Source organism: Saccharopolyspora erythraea NRRL 2338 (genome assembly GCF_000062885.1).
GTDB classification, from domain to species: domain Bacteria; phylum Actinomycetota; class Actinomycetes; order Mycobacteriales; family Pseudonocardiaceae; genus Saccharopolyspora_D; species Saccharopolyspora_D erythraea.
Window position 1 is genome coordinate 4,301,575 of the sequence record NC_009142.1, and the last position, 15,826, is coordinate 4,317,400.

The 15,826-nt window shown below is 71.1% G+C and carries 14 protein-coding genes; 7 read left to right on the forward strand and 7 right to left on the reverse strand.

What is annotated here, in order from left to right; all coding sequences use genetic code 11:
• Positions 1–218: 218 nt before the first annotated feature.
• Positions 219–1,445 (forward strand): RNA-guided endonuclease InsQ/TnpB family protein, encoded by a 1,227-nt coding sequence (locus tag SACE_RS19020; protein ID WP_081468269.1) that lies wholly within the window; start codon positions 219–221, stop codon positions 1,443–1,445.
• 30 nt (positions 1,446–1,475) lie between these two features.
• Here the strand turns inward: SACE_RS19020 and SACE_RS19025 are convergent, their stop codons facing one another.
• Positions 1,476–3,137 (reverse strand): amidohydrolase, encoded by a 1,662-nt coding sequence (locus SACE_RS19025; protein WP_009944824.1) that lies wholly within the window; start codon positions 3,135–3,137, stop codon positions 1,476–1,478.
• Positions 3,138–3,495: 358 nt separating this feature from the next.
• Between SACE_RS19025 and SACE_RS39325 the strand changes: the two genes are divergently transcribed.
• Both SACE_RS39325 and SACE_RS39330 read left to right on the forward strand, forming a co-directional pair.
• Positions 3,496–3,903: an LLM class flavin-dependent oxidoreductase gene (locus SACE_RS39325; protein ID WP_011874190.1), complete on the forward strand. Its 408-nt coding sequence runs from the start codon at positions 3,496–3,498 to the stop codon at positions 3,901–3,903.
• Position 3,904: 1 nt separating this feature from the next.
• Positions 3,905–4,471 (forward strand): LLM class oxidoreductase, encoded by a 567-nt coding sequence (locus SACE_RS39330; protein ID WP_011874191.1) that lies wholly within the window; start codon positions 3,905–3,907, stop codon positions 4,469–4,471.
• Here the strand turns inward: SACE_RS39330 and SACE_RS19035 are convergent.
• The 4 genes from SACE_RS19035 to SACE_RS19050 all read right to left on the reverse strand — a co-directional run bounded on the left by SACE_RS19035 (position 4,372) and on the right by SACE_RS19050 (position 9,839).
• Positions 4,372–5,436, reverse strand: coding sequence for a 2-oxoacid:ferredoxin oxidoreductase subunit beta (locus SACE_RS19035; protein WP_009944823.1), 1,065 nt, complete (start codon positions 5,434–5,436; stop codon positions 4,372–4,374). The genes SACE_RS39330 and SACE_RS19035 overlap by 100 nt on opposite strands.
• Positions 5,433–7,352, reverse strand: a complete 1,920-nt coding sequence (locus tag SACE_RS19040) for a 2-oxoacid:acceptor oxidoreductase subunit alpha (protein ID WP_009944821.1) — start codon at positions 7,350–7,352, stop codon at positions 5,433–5,435. Before SACE_RS19040 ends, SACE_RS19035 begins: the two co-directional genes overlap by 4 nt.
• Positions 7,353–7,459: 107 nt before the next feature.
• Positions 7,460–8,815, reverse strand: coding sequence for a cytochrome P450 (locus SACE_RS19045; RefSeq protein WP_231849694.1), 1,356 nt, complete (start codon positions 8,813–8,815; stop codon positions 7,460–7,462).
• A 358-nt stretch (positions 8,816–9,173) separates the two neighbouring features.
• On the reverse strand, positions 9,174–9,839 hold the full coding sequence (locus tag SACE_RS19050) for an esterase/lipase family protein (RefSeq protein ID WP_009944818.1): 666 nt from the start codon (positions 9,837–9,839) through the stop codon (positions 9,174–9,176).
• Between the two features lie 127 nt (positions 9,840–9,966).
• On the opposite strand from SACE_RS19050, the gene SACE_RS40350 reads away from it, so the two are divergent.
• From SACE_RS40350 to SACE_RS19070, 4 genes are all read left to right on the forward strand, one after another.
• Positions 9,967–12,270 (forward strand): AAA family ATPase, encoded by a 2,304-nt coding sequence (locus SACE_RS40350; RefSeq protein ID WP_009944816.1) that lies wholly within the window; start codon positions 9,967–9,969, stop codon positions 12,268–12,270.
• Between the two features lie 95 nt (positions 12,271–12,365).
• Positions 12,366–12,680 carry a YciI family protein gene (locus tag SACE_RS19060; protein ID WP_029621482.1) on the forward strand — a complete coding sequence of 105 codons (315 nt, stop codon included), beginning with the start codon at positions 12,366–12,368 and terminating at the stop codon, positions 12,678–12,680.
• Positions 12,681–12,980: 300 nt separating this feature from the next.
• Entirely contained in the window at positions 12,981–13,673 is a 693-nt protein-coding gene (locus SACE_RS19065) for a nitroreductase family protein (RefSeq protein WP_009944813.1), read from the forward strand.
• A gap of 67 nt (positions 13,674–13,740) precedes the next feature.
• Positions 13,741–14,433 (forward strand): FadR/GntR family transcriptional regulator, encoded by a 693-nt coding sequence (locus tag SACE_RS19070; RefSeq protein WP_009944812.1) that lies wholly within the window; start codon positions 13,741–13,743, stop codon positions 14,431–14,433.
• Positions 14,434–14,514: 81 nt separating this feature from the next.
• Here the strand turns inward: SACE_RS19070 and SACE_RS19075 are convergent, their stop codons facing one another.
• On the reverse strand, positions 14,515–15,510 hold the full coding sequence (locus tag SACE_RS19075; RefSeq protein WP_009944811.1) for an aldo/keto reductase: 996 nt from the start codon (positions 15,508–15,510) through the stop codon (positions 14,515–14,517).
• Positions 15,507–15,821 (reverse strand): L-rhamnose mutarotase, encoded by a 315-nt coding sequence (locus SACE_RS19080; RefSeq protein ID WP_009944810.1) that lies wholly within the window; start codon positions 15,819–15,821, stop codon positions 15,507–15,509. The genes SACE_RS19075 and SACE_RS19080 overlap by 4 nt, the downstream gene beginning before the upstream one ends.
• Positions 15,822–15,826: the final 5 nt, after the last annotated feature.

Consider the following 15,826-nt stretch of genomic DNA (forward strand, 5'->3'; position numbering starts at 1 on the left):
TGCTTCGCTCTTCAGGGCGGGGTGAAGCAGCGCACCGCGGGGTCTTTGCACATGAGGCGGGAGAGACGCCTCTTCCAGCCGGGTGAGCTGGCGGCCGTTGAAGGCTCCGTATCGGTACTTGATCACGAAAACCAAGTGTGCGTGGAGCATGAAAAACAGTGTTCTCCAGTGCGCATATCCCCGCAATTGGCCATGAACCATGGCTATATGATCAAGGTGTGCGGCTTCGGTATGGCTTCCGCTTGTACCCGACGCTTGGTCAGCAAACCGCGCTGGCGAAGGCGTTCGGGTGTGCTCGTGTGGTGTTCAACGACGCCATCGCGGCACGCCGGGACGCCGACATCGAAGGGCTTCCCGCGCCGAAGTCCGCCGAGCTGTCCAGGACGCTGATCACCGCCGCGAAGAAGACCCCCGGCCGGTCCTGGCTGGGTGAGGTGTCGGCCGTGGTACTGCAACAGTCGTTGCGGGACGCAGAGCGGGCTTTCAAGAACTTCTTCGACTCGATCAGTGGTAAGCGCAAGGGCCGCAAGATGGGGGCACCGAGGTTCAAGACACGCCGTGACCGGCGGCAATCGATCCGGTTTACCGCCAACGCCCGCTGGTCGATCACGCTGGGCGGGAAACTCCGTTTGCCGAAGATCGGCGATGTGCCGGTGTGCTGGTCTCGCCAGCTGCCCTCAACGCCGTCGAGCGTGACCGTGATCAAGGACTCCGCCGGACGGTACTTCGCGTATTTCGTGATCGACACCAACCCCGAACCCATCACCGGTGACGCCCCGGAAATCGGGATCGACCTCGGACTGGGGCACTTCGCGGTCCTGTCGGACGGAACCAAGATTGCTGCGCCGAGGTTCCTGCGCAAGGCGGAGAAGAAGCTCAAGCGGGCACAGCAAGACCTCTCCCGCAAGCAGAAAGGGTCGAACAACAGAGACAAAGCCAGGGTCAAGATGGCTCGCGCTCACGCGCGGGTCGCCGACGCGCGACGCGAGTTCCACCACCAGCTGTCCACCCGGCTGATTCGCGAGAACCAAGCGATCGCGGTGGAAGACCTGGCGGTGTCGAGACTGGCACGCACTCGCCTGGCCAAGTCCGTCCACGACGCCGGATGGTCGTCGTTCGTGTCGATGCTCGAATACAAAGCCGCCCTCCACGGACGGAAGGTGACCCGCATCGGCAGGTTCGAACCCACCACGCGGACTTGCTCGAACTGCGGGGCGAAAGACGTGCCCAAGCCGCTGCACGTACGCACCTGGCAATGCCAGGAGTGCGGTGTGTGGCTGGACCGGGATATCAACGCGGCGGTCAACGTCGCGAAGGCCGCTGGACTGGCGGTGACAGCCTGTGAAGCGCATGTAAGACCCGAAATCGTTCGGGCTGAGCGCGGTGAAACAGGAACCCACCGAAGCGACCTGGCGGCGCGAAGCCCACGCCGCCAGACGCGGTAGGAATCACCGGACCTCAAACCGGTGAGGACGTCAAAACTCCCCGTACTCCCCCACCCTGCGGCCGGCCACCCAGGTCTGCAGGACGCGGGTCTGCCAGCGGTGCCGGCCCGCCGGTGGTTGCAGCGGGTCCTGGTCGAGGACGACGAAGTCCGCCCACCTGCCCGGTTCCAGGGTGCCCAGCACCCGTTCCTGGTGCGCGGCGAAGACGGCGTCGCCGGTGAAGGTGCGCAGCGCTTCGACAGGCGTCATGGCCTGCTCGGCGTACCAGCCGCCGTGCGGGCGGCCCTCGCGGTCGGTGCGGGTGACCGCGGCGTGCAGCCCGTCGAACGGGTTGTGCGAGGAGACCGGGAAGTCGGATCCGGAGGCGATGGTGATGCCCTGGTCGAGGATGGCCCGCCAGGCGTAGGCGCCCGCCATCCGCTCGAGTCCGATGCGCGACTCGGCCATGTTCATGTCGTCGGTCGCGTGCACCGGCTGCATCGAGGCGATGACGCCGAGGCGCCGCAGCCTCGGTATGTCCGATGTGGACATGACCTGGGCGTGCTCGACCCGGTGCCGCATGCGGTTCCCCGTCGCGGCGAGCGCGGCCTCGTAGGCGTCGAGGACCATCCGGTTGCCGGCGTCGCCGATCGCGTGCGTGGCAACCTGGTAGCCCGCCCGCATCACCGCGGTGACGCGCCGCCCGAGCTCGGCGGCGTCCATCTGCGGCAGGCCCGAGTTCCCCGGATCGTCGGCGTATGGCCGCAGCAACGCGGCGCCGTGGCTTCCCAGCGCGCCGTCGACGTAGAGCTTCACCGTGCCCACGCGCAGCACGTCGCCGGCGACCGAGTCGCGGCGCGCGTCCGCCCCGATTTCGGCGAACGCGTCCCAGGTCAGAAACGAGTTGGTGCGGATGGTCAGCTCGCCGGAGGCGGCGAGCCCGTGCAGCACCGCGAGTTCGGCCGCGCCGGTGCCCGCGTCGCTGATCCCGGTGAGCCCCACTTCGTGCAACTTGCTCTGCGCCGCCAGGAACCGCCGCCTGAGGTCCTCGGTGGTCGGCTGCGGCAGGTGCCGTTCGACGAGGTCCTGCGCCGCGTCCACCAGCGCACCGGTCGGCGCGCCGTCGGCGCCGCGCACGATCTCCCCGCCGGGTGGGGTCGGCGTCGCCGCCCCGACCCCCGCTTCCCGCAGCGCCGCCGTGTTCGCCACGCCCGCGTGCCCGTCGACGCGCACCAGCCACACCGGGCGGTCCGCGACCACGGCGTCGAGGTCGGCGGCGCCGGGCAGCCTGCCGAGGCCCCACACGACGTCGTTCCAGCCGCGGCCGGTGATCCAGCGCTTGTCCGGGTTCTGCTCGGCGTGCGCCCTGAGCGCCCGCATCGCCTCCTCCAGCGACCTGGTGCCGGCCAGGTCGAGCTGGGTCGTGTTGGCGCCGAGGCCGCCGAAGTGCCCGTGCGCGTCGTGGAGGCCGGGGATGACGACCCGCCCCTTGCCGTCCACCCGGGTGGCGCCACCGGCGTTGGCCACGTCCAGCCCGGCGACCCGGCCGTCCGGCCCGACGAGCAGGTTGGTGAACTCGCGGGTTCCGTCCGCGGTGAGCGTGATGCCTTTGACGTTGTCGATGAGCGTCGGCCCGGCCGGCGGGCGTGGGCCACCCGGCGACTGCGGGGCGCAGCCCGAACCGAGCAGCCCGCCGGTGGCGGTCAGCCCCACGAGCGCGAGGAAACGGGACCGGCTGAGACGGGGTTGCGGAGCAGGTCGGCAGCACGCCTCGCACATCGCAAACCTCCTGGAGCGGACATCCGCGTCGATCATCGAAGGCTATGGAGCCGGGTTTGGCCGGTCAACCAAGCGGTTCGGCGGACAGCACCCGCGACCACGTGTTCTGCTTGCGCCCAGGACAAGCTCCCCTGTGCCTGGAAGAACCAGCAGCAGGGCTGCGGTGCTTCGAGTCGGCCTTGCCGCACTCGACCACCAGGTTCCCCGGGAGTACGCCGCAGAGCGGGAACCCGCGCAATGCGAACAGAGGGGCGGCACCAGCGGATGCACCCGCCCTTCTGGAGGTGTACTCGTGAAGATCGGCCTCGGCCTGCCCATCAGCGACCCCGCCGGCCTGTTGTCGTGGGCGCGGCGCGCGGACACCGGCCCGTTCAGCACCCTCGGCCTGCTCGACCGGCTGGTGTTCGACAACCCCGAACCACTCGTCGCGCTCGCGGCCCTCGCCGGAGCCACCGAACGCATCCGCGTGCAGACGGAGGTGCTGCTCGCCCCGCTGCGCCAGACGCCGCTGCCGGCCAAGCAGATCGCGACGCTGGCGAGGACGAGCGGTTCGCGCCGCACCCTCGGCATCGGCATCGGCATCGGCGGACGCGAGTACGACTTCCTCGCCGTCCGCGCCGACATCCGCCGCCACGGACGCGTTCTCGACGCCCAGATGGCCCGAGCTGCACCGGCTGTGGGCGGGCGAGGCGTGTGGTGACGTGGTCAGGCCGTTCGAACGTCCTGAGGTGCTGTTCGGCGGGTTCGTCCCGTCGGCCGTCGACCGCGTCGGCAGGTGGGGCGACGGGTTCCTCGGCGCAGGCCCGTTGGAGTACGCCGAACGCACGTTCCGGCTGGCCGAGGCGTCCTGGCGGGAGCACGGCCGCCCCGGACGCCCGCGTCTGGTCGGCCAGGTCAACGCCGCCATCGGCCCGGACCAGGTCGTCGAACAGGCCAGGACGGCCATCACCACGTACTACGGCCAGAGCTACTTCGCCGACCCGACGGCGAGCACCCCGGCCGGAATCCGCGCCGCGATCAGCAGCTCGGCGACCTCGGCGCCCAGGCGGTGGTCCTGCACTGCTGGCCCGCCGACGTCGGCCAGGTCGACCGGCTGGCCGACCTCATCGCCTGAGCGGAAGGCGCGGGCCCCGGGGAACGCATCCCCGGGGCCCGCGCGGTCCGCGACTCAGATCGTCCAGGTGTCCCGGCCGGTGAGCAGCCCCTGGAGGTTGGGCGGGTTGCTGTGCGCGGCTTCGGCGAGCTGCGCCCGCGCCAGATCGTCGTAGGTCGCGCGCTGGACCGAGCGGAAAACGCCGGTGACGGTCGGGTCGAGGTCCTGGGCGCCCAGGCGCGACAGCGCGAACGCCTGCGACGGGTCCTCCCGCTCGGCGTCGTGCACCACCACGTCGGACTCGTCCACTTCCGAGAACTTGGCGACCCGGAAGTCGCCGCCGCCGTCGCGGACCACCGCCAGCCGCTCGTCCTGCGGCCCGAAGACGATCGGCTCGCCGTGCTTGAGCGGGATGATCCGGCGCTGCTTCTCGTCGTTGTCCTTGAGGACGTCGAACGCGCCGTCGTTGAAGATCGGGCAGTTCTGGTAGATCTCCACCAGCGCGCTGCCCCGGTGCTCGGCCGCCGCGCGCAGCGTCTCGGTCACGTGCGCTCGGTCGGAGTCGACCGTGCGGGCCACGAAGCTCGCCTCCGCACCCAGCGCCAGCGAGACCGGGTTGAACGGGTGGTCCAGCGAGCCCGCCGGGGTCGACTTGGTGACCTTGCCGACCTCGCTGGTGGGCGAGTACTGGCCCTTGGTCAGCCCGTAGATCCGGTTGTTGAACAGCAGGATCTTGAGGTTGACGTTGCGCCGCAGCGCGTGGATCAGGTGGTTGCCGCCGATGGAGAGCGCGTCGCCGTCACCGGTGACCACCCACACCGACAGGTCCGGCCGCGCGGTCGCGAGCCCGGTGGCGATCGCGGGCGCCCGGCCGTGGATGGAGTGCATCCCGTAGGTGTTCATGTAGTACGGGAACCGGCTGGAGCAGCCGATGCCCGAGACGAACACGATGTTCTCGCGCTTGAGGCCCAGCGTCGGCATGAAGCTCTGCACCGCGTTGAGGACGATGTAGTCGCCGCAACCGGGGCACCACCGGACCTCCTGGTCCGACTTGTAGTCCTTGGCCGACTGCTTCTCCTCGGAGACCGGCACCCCGGCCAGGCCCCCGAGGGCGGGAAAGCCCAGGTCCGTCGTGGTCAAGCGGACACCCCCTGAACGACGTCGGTGAGCACGTTCTGCAGCTCCTCGGCTCGGAACGGAAGCCCCGCGACCTTGGTGTGGCTGATGACGTCCACCAGGTACCGGGAGCGCAGCAGCATGGCGAGCTGCCCGAGGTTCATCTCCGGCACGATGACCCGGTCGTACCGGCGCAGCACCTCTCCGAGGTTACCCGGCATCGGGTTGAGGTGGCGCAGGTGCGCCTGGGCGATCGGCATCCCCGCCCCGCGCACCCGGCGGCACGCGGCACCGATCGGGCCGTAGGACGAGCCCCAGCCCAGCGCGAGCACGCGTGCCTCGCCGGAGGGGTCGTCGACCTCGAGGTCCGGCACCTCCACGCCGTCCACCTTGGCCTGCCGCAGCCGGACCATCTTGTCGTGGTTGTCCGGGTCGTAGGAGATGTGGCCGGGGCCGTCGGCCTTCTCCAGGCCGCCGATGCGGTGCTCGGCGCCCGGCGTGCCGGGCACGGCCCAGTCCCGCGCCAGCGTCTCGGGATCGCGGACGTACGGCCAGAACTCCTGGCCGTCCGGGGAGTTCGGGCCGGTCGCGAAGCGCACCGACAGGTCCGGCAGCTCGGCGACCTCGGGCACCAGCCACGGCTCGGAGCCGTTGGCGATGGCGCCGTCGGACAGCAGCAGCACCGGGGTGCGGTAGGTCAGCGCGATGCGGGCCGCGTCGAGCGCGGCGTCGAAGCAGTCCGCGGGCGAGCGCGGCGCGATGACCGGCACCGGCGACTCGCCGTTGCGGCCGTAGAGCGCCTGCAGCAGGTCGGCCTGCTCGGTCTTGGTCGGCAGGCCCGTCGAGGGGCCACCGCGCTGGATGTCGCAGATCAGCAGCGGCAGCTCCATCGTCACCGCCAGGCCGATCGTCTCCGACTTCAGCGCCAGGCCCGGACCGGAGGTGGTGGTCACGCCCAGGGCGCCGCCGAACGAGGCGCCCAGCGCGGCGCCGACGCCGGCGATCTCGTCCTCGGCCTGGAACGTGGTCACGCCGAAGTTCTTGTGCTTGGCCATCTCGTGCAGCACGTCGGAGGCCGGCGTGATCGGGTAGCTGCCCAGGAACACCGGCAGCCCGCTGCGCTGCCCGGCGGCCACCAGGCCGTAGGCCAGCGCGGTGTTGCCGGTGATCTGGCGGTAGGTGCCCTTGGGCAGGGTCGCGGGCGCGACCTCGTAGGTCACCGCGAAGGCCTCGGTCGTCTCGCCGTAGTTCCAGCCCGCGCGGAAGGCCAGCACGTTGGCCTCGGCGATCTGGGGCTTCTTGGCGAACTTCTCCCGCAGGTAGCGCTCGGTGCCCTCGGTCGGCCGGTGGTACATCCACGACAGCAGCCCCAGGGCGAACATGTTCTTCGCCCGTTCGGCGTCCTTGCGCGAGAGCCCGGTCGGCTCGACCGCGCCCCGGGTCAGCTCGGCCATCGGCACCTTGTGCACGGTGTAGGGCGAGAGCGCCTCGGTCTCCAGCGGGTCGGTCTCGTAGCCGACCTTGGTGAGGTTGCGCTTGTTGAACTCGTCGGTGTTGACGATCAGGATCCCGCCGTGCGGCAGGTCGCCGATGTTGGCTTTCAGCGCCGCCGGGTTCATCGCGACCAGCACGTCAGGGCGGTCGCCCGGCGTGAGGATGTCGTAGTCGGCGAAGTGCAGCTGGAAGCTCGACACGCCCGGCAGCGTGCCGGCGGGAGCGCGGATCTCCGCCGGGTAGTTCGGCAGCGTCGCCAGGTCGTTGCCGTAGGCCGCGGCTTCCGAGGTGAACCGGTCCCCGGTGAGCTGCATGCCGTCACCGGAGTCCCCGGCGAACCGGATCACCACCCGGTTCATCTTCTGCGTCTGGATGTCCCGCCCCCCGGCCGCGGCGGCATCCGGCCCCGGCTGGTCCGAGGGCCGGTGCCCGTTCGTCGTCACCAATTGACCCGTTCCCTTTCACCGTGCCGGCAACGTCCGCGCACGCGGACGATCCCGAGGCCGACGATACAGCCCCTGGCGGCGTTCCTACCGCGAGTAGGGCGGGCCGATCAAGCTGCGCGACCGGTCCCCGCCCGCCGCACGTAGCGGACGCGGCACGGGCTTCGCGGCCATTTCGTGTGCGCCCCGGGAACGGGTCGCGGATTCGTGTCCAGCAGCTCGAACTCGAATTCCCGGAAGAGGTGGGCGAGCGCGATGGTCATCTCCAGATAGGCGAAATGCACACCGAGGCAGCGGTGCACCCCGCCACCGAAACCGACCAGGTACCTGGTGTCCTTGGGATTGTCCTGGAAACGTTCCGGCCGGAACCGGTCGGGCTCGGGATAGAGCCCGGGAAGCCGGTGGGTCACCGCCGGGGAGATCATCAGCATCGCACCCTCGGGAATCCTGTACCCGGCGTATTCGAAGGCCTCGGCCGCAGTTCTGGCCATCGTGAATGCCACCGGATGCAGGCGCTCGGTCTCGTGCAGTGCGTGGCCGAGGTACTTGAGCTTCCCGACGTCGGAGAGGGTGAGTTCGCCGAAGGAGCGTGAACCGAGCACGCCGTGCGTCTCCTCCAGCACTTTGCGCAACGCTTCGGGATTGCGCAGGAGGTCGATCACCGCCCAGCTGATGTGGCCGGTGGTCGTCTCGTGGCCCGCCCAGCTGAACAACAGGATCAGGTTGATCAGCACGCGGTCGGGCACGACCTCGCCGTCGTCGTAGCGGGCCTCGATGAGCGTCTGCAGGAAATCGCCCGGCTCCACGGGACTCCGGCGCCGCTGCCGGATCAGCTCGCCCATCAGCCGGTGCAGCTCGCGCTTGGCGAACCGGCTGCGGACCAGGTGCGGCAGCGGGAGCCAGCCGGCCATGACCGGATCCATCCCGGCGGAGAAACGGCGGAACTTCTCGAAGAACCCGTTCTCCAGCCGCGCGGAGAACTCCCGGCCGAGAAAAGCGCGCGCCGCGATCCGCATCACCAGCGGACCCATCGTGCGCACCAGGTCGAACTCGCCGGAATTCCCCAGAGCGCGGTCCAGTTCGCACACCTCGTCCACCATGGTGGCCACGTAGTTCTCCAGTTGCCTCCCCTGGAAGCGCGGGAGAACCAAGGCTCGCTGACGCCGGTATTCGTCGTCGCCCGCGAAGAAGTAGAACGCCGGGTCGAACATCCGGACGAAGAACGGATAGGCGGTCCTGATCGACAGGCGGCGGTCGGTCTCGGAGAAGAAGAATCGGTTGTGCTCCGGCCCGATGAACATGTGGGCGGTCCACCCCGGAATGCGGACCGAGAACGCCTCGCCGCATTCGGCGTAACCGCGTTCGGCCATCGCGACCGGATTCCTGATGAACTCCCCGGCATGGCCGACCAGCGGCCTCGCACCCGACAGCATCGGCGGAGAATCGTCAGGTGTGATGTCCGTCATAGCAGCGAGAGTAACAGCTGTTTACTGACCCCGTATACGCCGACCGAGTGATGTGCGCGCTCCCGCTATGTGAGACGGCGGGCACGGCCGGAGGAGGCCCGGCAGCCGCGGTGCCGGACCGCCCGGGGGGGTGCCGGAGACGCTGCCGCGTCTGTCCGCGCCTGTGCCTGCGGGTGATGGGCGGCAGCGGTCAGTGCAGCCGTGGCGGTGGGCTTCCTGTGGTTCCTGAGCCGTATTGGCGCCCGGCCGCCGCGCAGGCACGGCCGCGAACGCCGTCGCGGCCGTGGTTCCCGGCAGCCGGGTACGGAGGCGCGCGGCTGGTGCCAGGGCGGCCGGAGCCGCCGCCCCGGCACCGGCCTCAGCCGGCCAGACCGGCCGCCACCTGCCGCAGGATGCCGGTGTCGGACAGGAAGGCCAGATGGCTCACCCCCGGCACCTCGTTGTTCCGCGCACCCTCGACCGCGGTGCTGGTGTAGGGCACGATGACGCCGTCGGCGGGCGAGTACCACGTCGTGTACTCGACGTCGCCGGGCGTCTCGTCGCCGGAGTTGAGCCGCTCGACGAAGGCCGAGCCCGGCAGCATCTCCCGGCACGAGGGGTACGCCTGGCACAGGTTCGCCGTCCGGGTGCCGTGGTTGGCGCCGGCCAGCGACGTCCAGTGGCCGACCTCCTCCACACCACCCAGTTCCTTGATGTACCAGCGGCTGACCAGCCCGCCCATCGAGTGGTTGACGATGTCGACCTCGTCCGCACCGGTCTCGGCGAGCACCCGGTCGACGAACGCGGCGAGCTCGGCCGCGCTGCGCTCGTTGGACTGGTGGGAGTTGTACTCGAACGAGAACAGTTCCGCGTCGCCGTAGCCGGCCTCCCGGAACACGTCCCGCGCGGTGTTCCAGTTCCACGCCGCACCGCTGTAGCCGTGCACGAACACGACCGGTGTGCTCGCCCGGTCGTCCGCCGACGCCGCCGGGCCCGCGGTTGCCAGCGCCAGCGCCGCCAGCACCGCGCCGAGTGTCCTGCGCATTGAGCCTCCTTGCTCGGAATGTGGGAATCCCGGCAGTCTTGATCAGCCCGGCACTGCTCCACATCGGCGAAATCGCCGGTTCCTGCGGTCGCTTGTCCGGTGCGGGCCACCGCGACAGACTGTTGCGATGCCGCAGGACAACGCCGGGATCGCCGGCGCATCCCGCCTGCTCGCGCTGCGCGGCAGGGACCGCGAACTGCGGATGCTGGGTGAGCTGTTCGAACGGGCGCGCGCGGGCAGCGGGGGCGCACTGGTGCTCGCCGGAGGCACCGGCCTGGGCAAGACCGCGTTGCTGGACACGGCCCGGCGCGACGTCGCCGGTTTCGACGTGCGCGGTTTCCGCGCCGTGGAGCCGGAGTCGGCGGTACCGCTCGCCGGGCTGCGGCGGCTTTTCCCGGCCTGCGAGGCGGGACCCGACCGCGCCCACCGCGCGTTGGTCGGACTTTCCGGCGAGGCGCCGGTTCTGTGCTGGGTCGACGACGCGCACCACCTCGACCACACGTCGTTGGACGCACTGGCGTTCGCCGCGCGCCGGGCCGAGACCGCACCCCTGGTGCTGCTGTTCACCACCGGACTCGGACCCGGCGCCGCCACCGTCCCCGACGAGTTGGCCGATCTGCCGCTGCTGCGGCTCGAACCCCTCAGTCCGGCCGACAGCCTGCGCCTGCTCGACGACCGCGTCCCGTACGGGCTGCCGGAGGGGCTGGCCGACGAACTCGTGGTGCTCGCGTCCGGGAACCCGCTCGCCCTCACCGAGCTCGCCGACGAGCTGACACCCGAACAGCTCGGCGGCACCGAACCCTGCCCGACGGCACCACCGGCGCGCAGCCGGATCAGGACCGGGGTTGGCAGGTGTCTGCGGGGGCTGACCACGCAAGCACGGCTGCTGGCGCTTCTCCCGGCGGTCGACGAGGACCTCGACCTGAGCACGCTCATGCGCGCCGCCGCGCGCGTCGCGCCGAGCGCGCTCGACGAGGCCGAGGCGTCCGGTCTGCTGGTCGTCGACGGCGACCGGGTGCGCGCTCCCGACGAGCTGACCAGCAGCGTCCTCCGCGCCGAGGCGCCACCGTCGCTGCGCCGGGACGCCCACCTGCTGCTGAGCGAGGTGCTCGACGCGCGGCAGCACCGCGCCCGGTGGCTGTGGCACCGCGCCACCGTGACGCGGTGGACGCCGGGGAGCGTCGCCGACGCCCTCGGCGACGCCGCCGAGGAAGCCGGGCAGGCGGGCGACTTCTCGGTGTCGGCGCGGACCTACGAGCGCGCCGCGCGGCTCTCCGGCGACGCCGAGACCAGGGCGCTGCGGTTGGTCATGGCGGGCCGCGACTCGTGGCTGGCGGGCAGGAGGACGCACTCGCGTGCGCTGCTGCGGCAGGCCGCGCCGCTGATCCGCTCGCGCAGGCTGCGCGGGATGACCCAGCTGCTGCGGGGCGCGATCGAGCTGGCCGAGGGGGTGCCCGCCATCGCCGACCGGAACCTGACCGGCGCGGCGGAGGAGCTCGCCGGCACCGATCGCCGGCTCGCGCTCACCGCGCTCATGCTCGCCGGTGAGGCCGACTTCGCCGCCGGGGACTTCCGCGCCTACCACGCCAACGCCAGGCGCGCCGAGGAACTGCGCACGCCCGCCGACGGGCCGCGGGTGCGGCTCATGCTCGACCACTTCGCGGGCCTTGCCGCGACTTTCCGCGGTGAGCACGGGACCGCGGTTCCCGCGCTGCGGCGCGTGGTGCGGCTGGCCGAGGCGGTGGACGACACAGCGTCGAGCATCTGGGCGAGCCAGGCGGCGTTCGTGCTGGGCGACGCCGAGGTCTCGCTGCGGATGGCCACCAGGGCGCTCAGCTCGTCACGAGAACAGCCCGTCGCTCTGCTGGCTCCGTGGGCGGGCGTGTACCAGTCCTTGGCCGCGCTGATGCTCGATCGGTACGCCGCCGCGGAGGCCAGCGCGCTGGAGGGGCTGCGGATGGCCCGCGCGCTCGGTCAGCGCAACTTCGCGATCAGCCACCTCAGCATCCTCACGCTCGTCGCGGCCCTGCAGGGCGACCGGCACACCGCCCGGCTGCGGCTCGAGGCGACCTCCGAGGAGATCGCCGCGCGCGGCCTGGGCCGCACCGGTGCGCTGAGCTCGTGGGCCATCGCCTGCGCCGAGCTGGCGCACGGCAGGCACACCGACGCCCTCGCCAGCCGCCGCGACCGCGGGCCTGGACGCGCTCACCCCGAAGCAGGCCAAGATCGCCCGGCTCGTCGCCGAGGGCGCCACCAACCGGGAGATCGCCGACCGCCTGTTCATCAGCCGGCGCACCGTCGACCACCACCTGCGCAACATCTTCGCCACGCTCGGCATAAGGTCGCGGGTCCAGCTCAGCAGGCTGCTGCCCTGACCGCTGCGGCCGGCGTCGGCGCATGGACGATGCATTTCCTTTGTGCCGGTTTTTGAGTTCTTTTACTTTTCCGGCCGCATGCCCGAAAATCGCGCCGAAACGTTACTGAGAGGTGACTGCCCGACCGGAAGCCCGGTCCTACCCTGGAAGAATGTATGTGGTATTGCTGCATCACACCGTGCCGGCAGAAGACATCAACCTCATACTCCCCGACCACTTCGAATGGATAAACCGGCATTACCGGGCAGGCGACTTCCTGATCGAGGGCCGCTGCGCGCCGGGAGCCGACTCCGTCATCATCGCCGCGGGCATGAAGCGGGGCAGGCTGGACGCCATCCTGGCCACCGACCCCTTCGTGCTGCGCCACATGGTCAAGCCCGAGGTGATCGAGTTCAGGGCGCTGCACACGGTGCCCGAGCTCGTCCACTACGCCGACCGGCTCGACAGCGGCGTCAGCGGCGGATAACCGCTGCGGGTTCCGGTGCGCCGGGGACAGCCGGAAAAGGCGTTCCCGGCGACGGGAACCAAAAGCGGCAGTTCGCCCTCGGCGACCGGATCCGGACCATTCTGGGCGGTCCGGCCGACAACACCCGCGCGGTTGCGAAAAGGGTCGCGCGGCCGATTTCGGGCACCCATTTCCTCGGTTCCGGACCGAGTTCGTTCAGCATTCCGCGCGATGCCGCCGACCTGGGCGGCGCCGGTCGGCGGTATTGCGCGCCAACCGTCTGCGCCCGCATGCTGACCGCGCTCCCGGAAGGAGATCTCCATGCCCGCCGCGCCGTCGCCTCGTCCGCACTCGCACCCCTTCGTCCCGTACCGGCCGGAGCGGGTGCCGGTGGACGAGGGGCTGCGGCGCGGGCAGGCCCTGCACGACCTGCTCGCACGGCGGCGCAGCGTCCGCTTCTTCAGCCCCGACCCGGTACCCGCAGCGGCCATCGAACTCGCGGTGCGCACCGCCAACACCGCTCCCAGCGGCGCGCACCAGCAGCCGTGGACGTTCGTCGCGGTGCGGGACCCGGAGACCAGGCACCGCATCCGGCTCGCCGCCGAAGCCGAGGAACGCGCCTTCTACGGCCGCGACGACCTCCAGGAGTGGCACGGCGCGCTGGCGCGCCTGGAGACGGGCGCCGACAAGGACTACCTCGACGTCGTGCCGTGGATCGTGGTGGTGTTCGCGCAGAAGTACTCCACCGACGAGACCGGCCGCAGGCGAAAGCACTACTACGTCAACGAAAGCGTCGGCATCGCCTGCGGGATGTTCATCAGCTCGCTGCACGCGATGGGCCTGGCCACGCTGACCCACACGCCCAACCCGATGGGCTTCCTCAACGACATCCTCGGCCGTCCCCGCGGCGAACGCCCGTACATCCTGTTCCCGGTCGGCTACCCCGCCGCCGACTGCGAGGTGCCCGACCTCGCGCGCAAGCCGCTGGAGCAGGCGCTGGTGCACCACCCGTGACCGGCTCCGCCGCCCCGCGCGGCCGGTATCCTCGAACACTGGTCAGGACGGCGGAGAGGGTGGCGCGGTGCCAGTCACGGACGAGGCGATCGAGAAGATCAAATCCATGATCGTCACCGGTGAGCTCGGCCCCGGGGACAAGCTGCCCAAGGAGGCCGACCTCGCCGAACGGCTGGGCCTGTCCCGCAACTCGCTGCGGGAGGCGGTGAAGGCGCTGTCGCTGATCCACGTGCTCGACGTGCGCCAGGGCGACGGCACCTACGTGACGACCTTGGAGCCGAACCTGCTGCTGGACGCGCTGGCGTTCATGGTGGACTTCCACCAGGACGACAGCGTGCTGGAGTTCTTCGAGGTCCGCCGGATCCTCGAACCCGCCGCGACCGCGATGGCCGCCACCGCGATGAGCGACGAGGACATCGCGGGGCTGCGCGCCGTGCTGGACGAGCTGGGCGAGGACCCCTCGGTGGAGGTGCTGGTCGCCAACGACCTGGAGTTCCACCGGCGGATCGCGGCGGGCTCGGGCAACACCGTGCTGTGCTCGCTGATCGAGGGGCTCTCCGGTTCGACCGCGCGGGCGCGCATCTGGCGGGGGCTCACCCAGGAGGGGGCGGTCCGCCGCACCCGCGAGCAGCACGCCGCGATCTGCGACGCGATCGAGTCGCGTCAGCCCGACGTCGCGCGGGCGTGGGCGACGGTGCACGTGGCGGGGGTCGAGGAGTGGCTCCGCAGTGCGCTGGGTGTGCCGCGGTCTTCGAGCTGACCCGGCGAGCCGTCCGGAAAAGCTGCGCCGCGCGGCCGCCGGCTCGACGCTGTTCGCCGCTGACCGGCGTTCGCGGCCCGTTCAGGAGTCGCGCGCGGTGACGTCCGGACGCAGCAGTCCGGCGGCCACCAGGTCGGCCCACAGCTGCCGCGGCACGGGCCTGGCGTGGAGTTCGGCGTTGCGCACGACCTCGTCGGCCGACCGCATCCCGAGCACGACGCCGGCCACCGCGGGGTGGCCGGCGGCGAACGCGATGGCGGCCTGCGGGAGGCTGACGCCGTGGGCGCGGCAGACCTCGCGCATGCGCTCGGCCTTCGCCCGCAGCTCCCGGGACGCGGGCCGGTAGTCATACATCGCGTCCGGTGCCTGGGCGTCGGTGGCGAGCAGCCCGCCGTTGAAGACCCCGGCCGCGAGCACCGAGACACCGCGCCGCAGGCATTCCGGCAGCATCGTGTCCGACGCGGACTGCTCCAGCAGCGTGTAGCGCCCGGCGAGCATCACGGCGTCGATGTCGGTCTCGGTGACGAAGCGCTCCAGCATCGGCCACTGGTTCATGCCCGCGCCGATCGCACCGACCACGCCCTGGTCCCGCCACTCGTGCAGCACCGGGTACGCCTCGCCGACGGCCTGTTCCCAGTGGTCGTCGGGATCGTGCAGCAGGACCACGTCGACCCGGTCCACGCCGAGCCTGCGCAGGCTCTCCTCCAGCGAGCGGCGCACGCCGTCGGCGCTGAAGTCCCACTGCCGGACGTGGTCGGCCGGGACGTCGAAACCCGCCGCGTGGTCGCGCTGCCCGGCGGCGTCCGGCCGCGGGACGAGCAACCGCCCGACCTTGGTCGACAGCGCGTAGGAGTCCCTGGGCCGGTCCGCCAGCGCCCGGCCCAGCCTGCGTTCGGCCAGGCCGAGCCCGTAGTGCGGTGCGGTGTCGAAGTAGCGGACGCCCGCCTCCCACGCGGCGTCGACGGCCGCCAGCGCGGTGTCCTCGGCGACCTCGCGGTAGAGGTTGCCGATCACCGCGCCGCCGAAGCCGAGCCCGCTCACTCGCACCCGCGACCGGCCCAGCCGCACCCGCTTCACGACGGGAGCTCCCAGACCAGCGGCAGGCCGGTGTCGTCGCCGGAGTAGTCGTCCTCGACCGCGAGCAGCTCGGCCATCCGCTCCTGCCACGCGACGTTGGCCGGGTGGTCGCGCAACGCACGGCGCATGGCCCGGTAGTCCGCGACCTCCACGACGTGGAAGAGGTCCAGGCCGTCGCGCCAGATGCGCCAGGTCCGCACACCGGCCTCGCGCAGGGCCGCGTCCAGCTCGGGCGGGATCACCGCGTGCACCCGCTCGTAGTCGGCTTCCCTGCCGGGTTCCAGCCTGGTGTGCAAGGCGATCCGCTGCATCTGCC

What these genes read in the sequence shown, in the direction of transcription:
- SACE_RS19045 (WP_231849694.1), bottom strand. Translation starts at nt 8,815, where the DNA reads ATGACGGACATCACACCTGACGATTCTCCGCCGATGCTGTCGGGTGCG.
- SACE_RS19050 (WP_009944818.1), bottom strand. Translation starts at nt 9,839, where the DNA reads ATGCGCAGGACACTCGGCGCGGTGCTGGCGGCGCTGGCGCTGGCAACC.
- SACE_RS40350 (WP_009944816.1), top strand. Translation starts at nt 9,967, where the DNA reads ATGCCGCAGGACAACGCCGGGATCGCCGGCGCATCCCGCCTGCTCGCG.
- SACE_RS19060 (WP_029621482.1), top strand. Translation starts at nt 12,366, where the DNA reads ATGTATGTGGTATTGCTGCATCACACCGTGCCGGCAGAAGACATCAAC.
- SACE_RS19065 (WP_009944813.1), top strand. Translation starts at nt 12,981, where the DNA reads ATGCCCGCCGCGCCGTCGCCTCGTCCGCACTCGCACCCCTTCGTCCCG.
- SACE_RS19080 (WP_009944810.1), bottom strand. Translation starts at nt 15,821, where the DNA reads ATGCAGCGGATCGCCTTGCACACCAGGCTGGAACCCGGCAGGGAAGCC.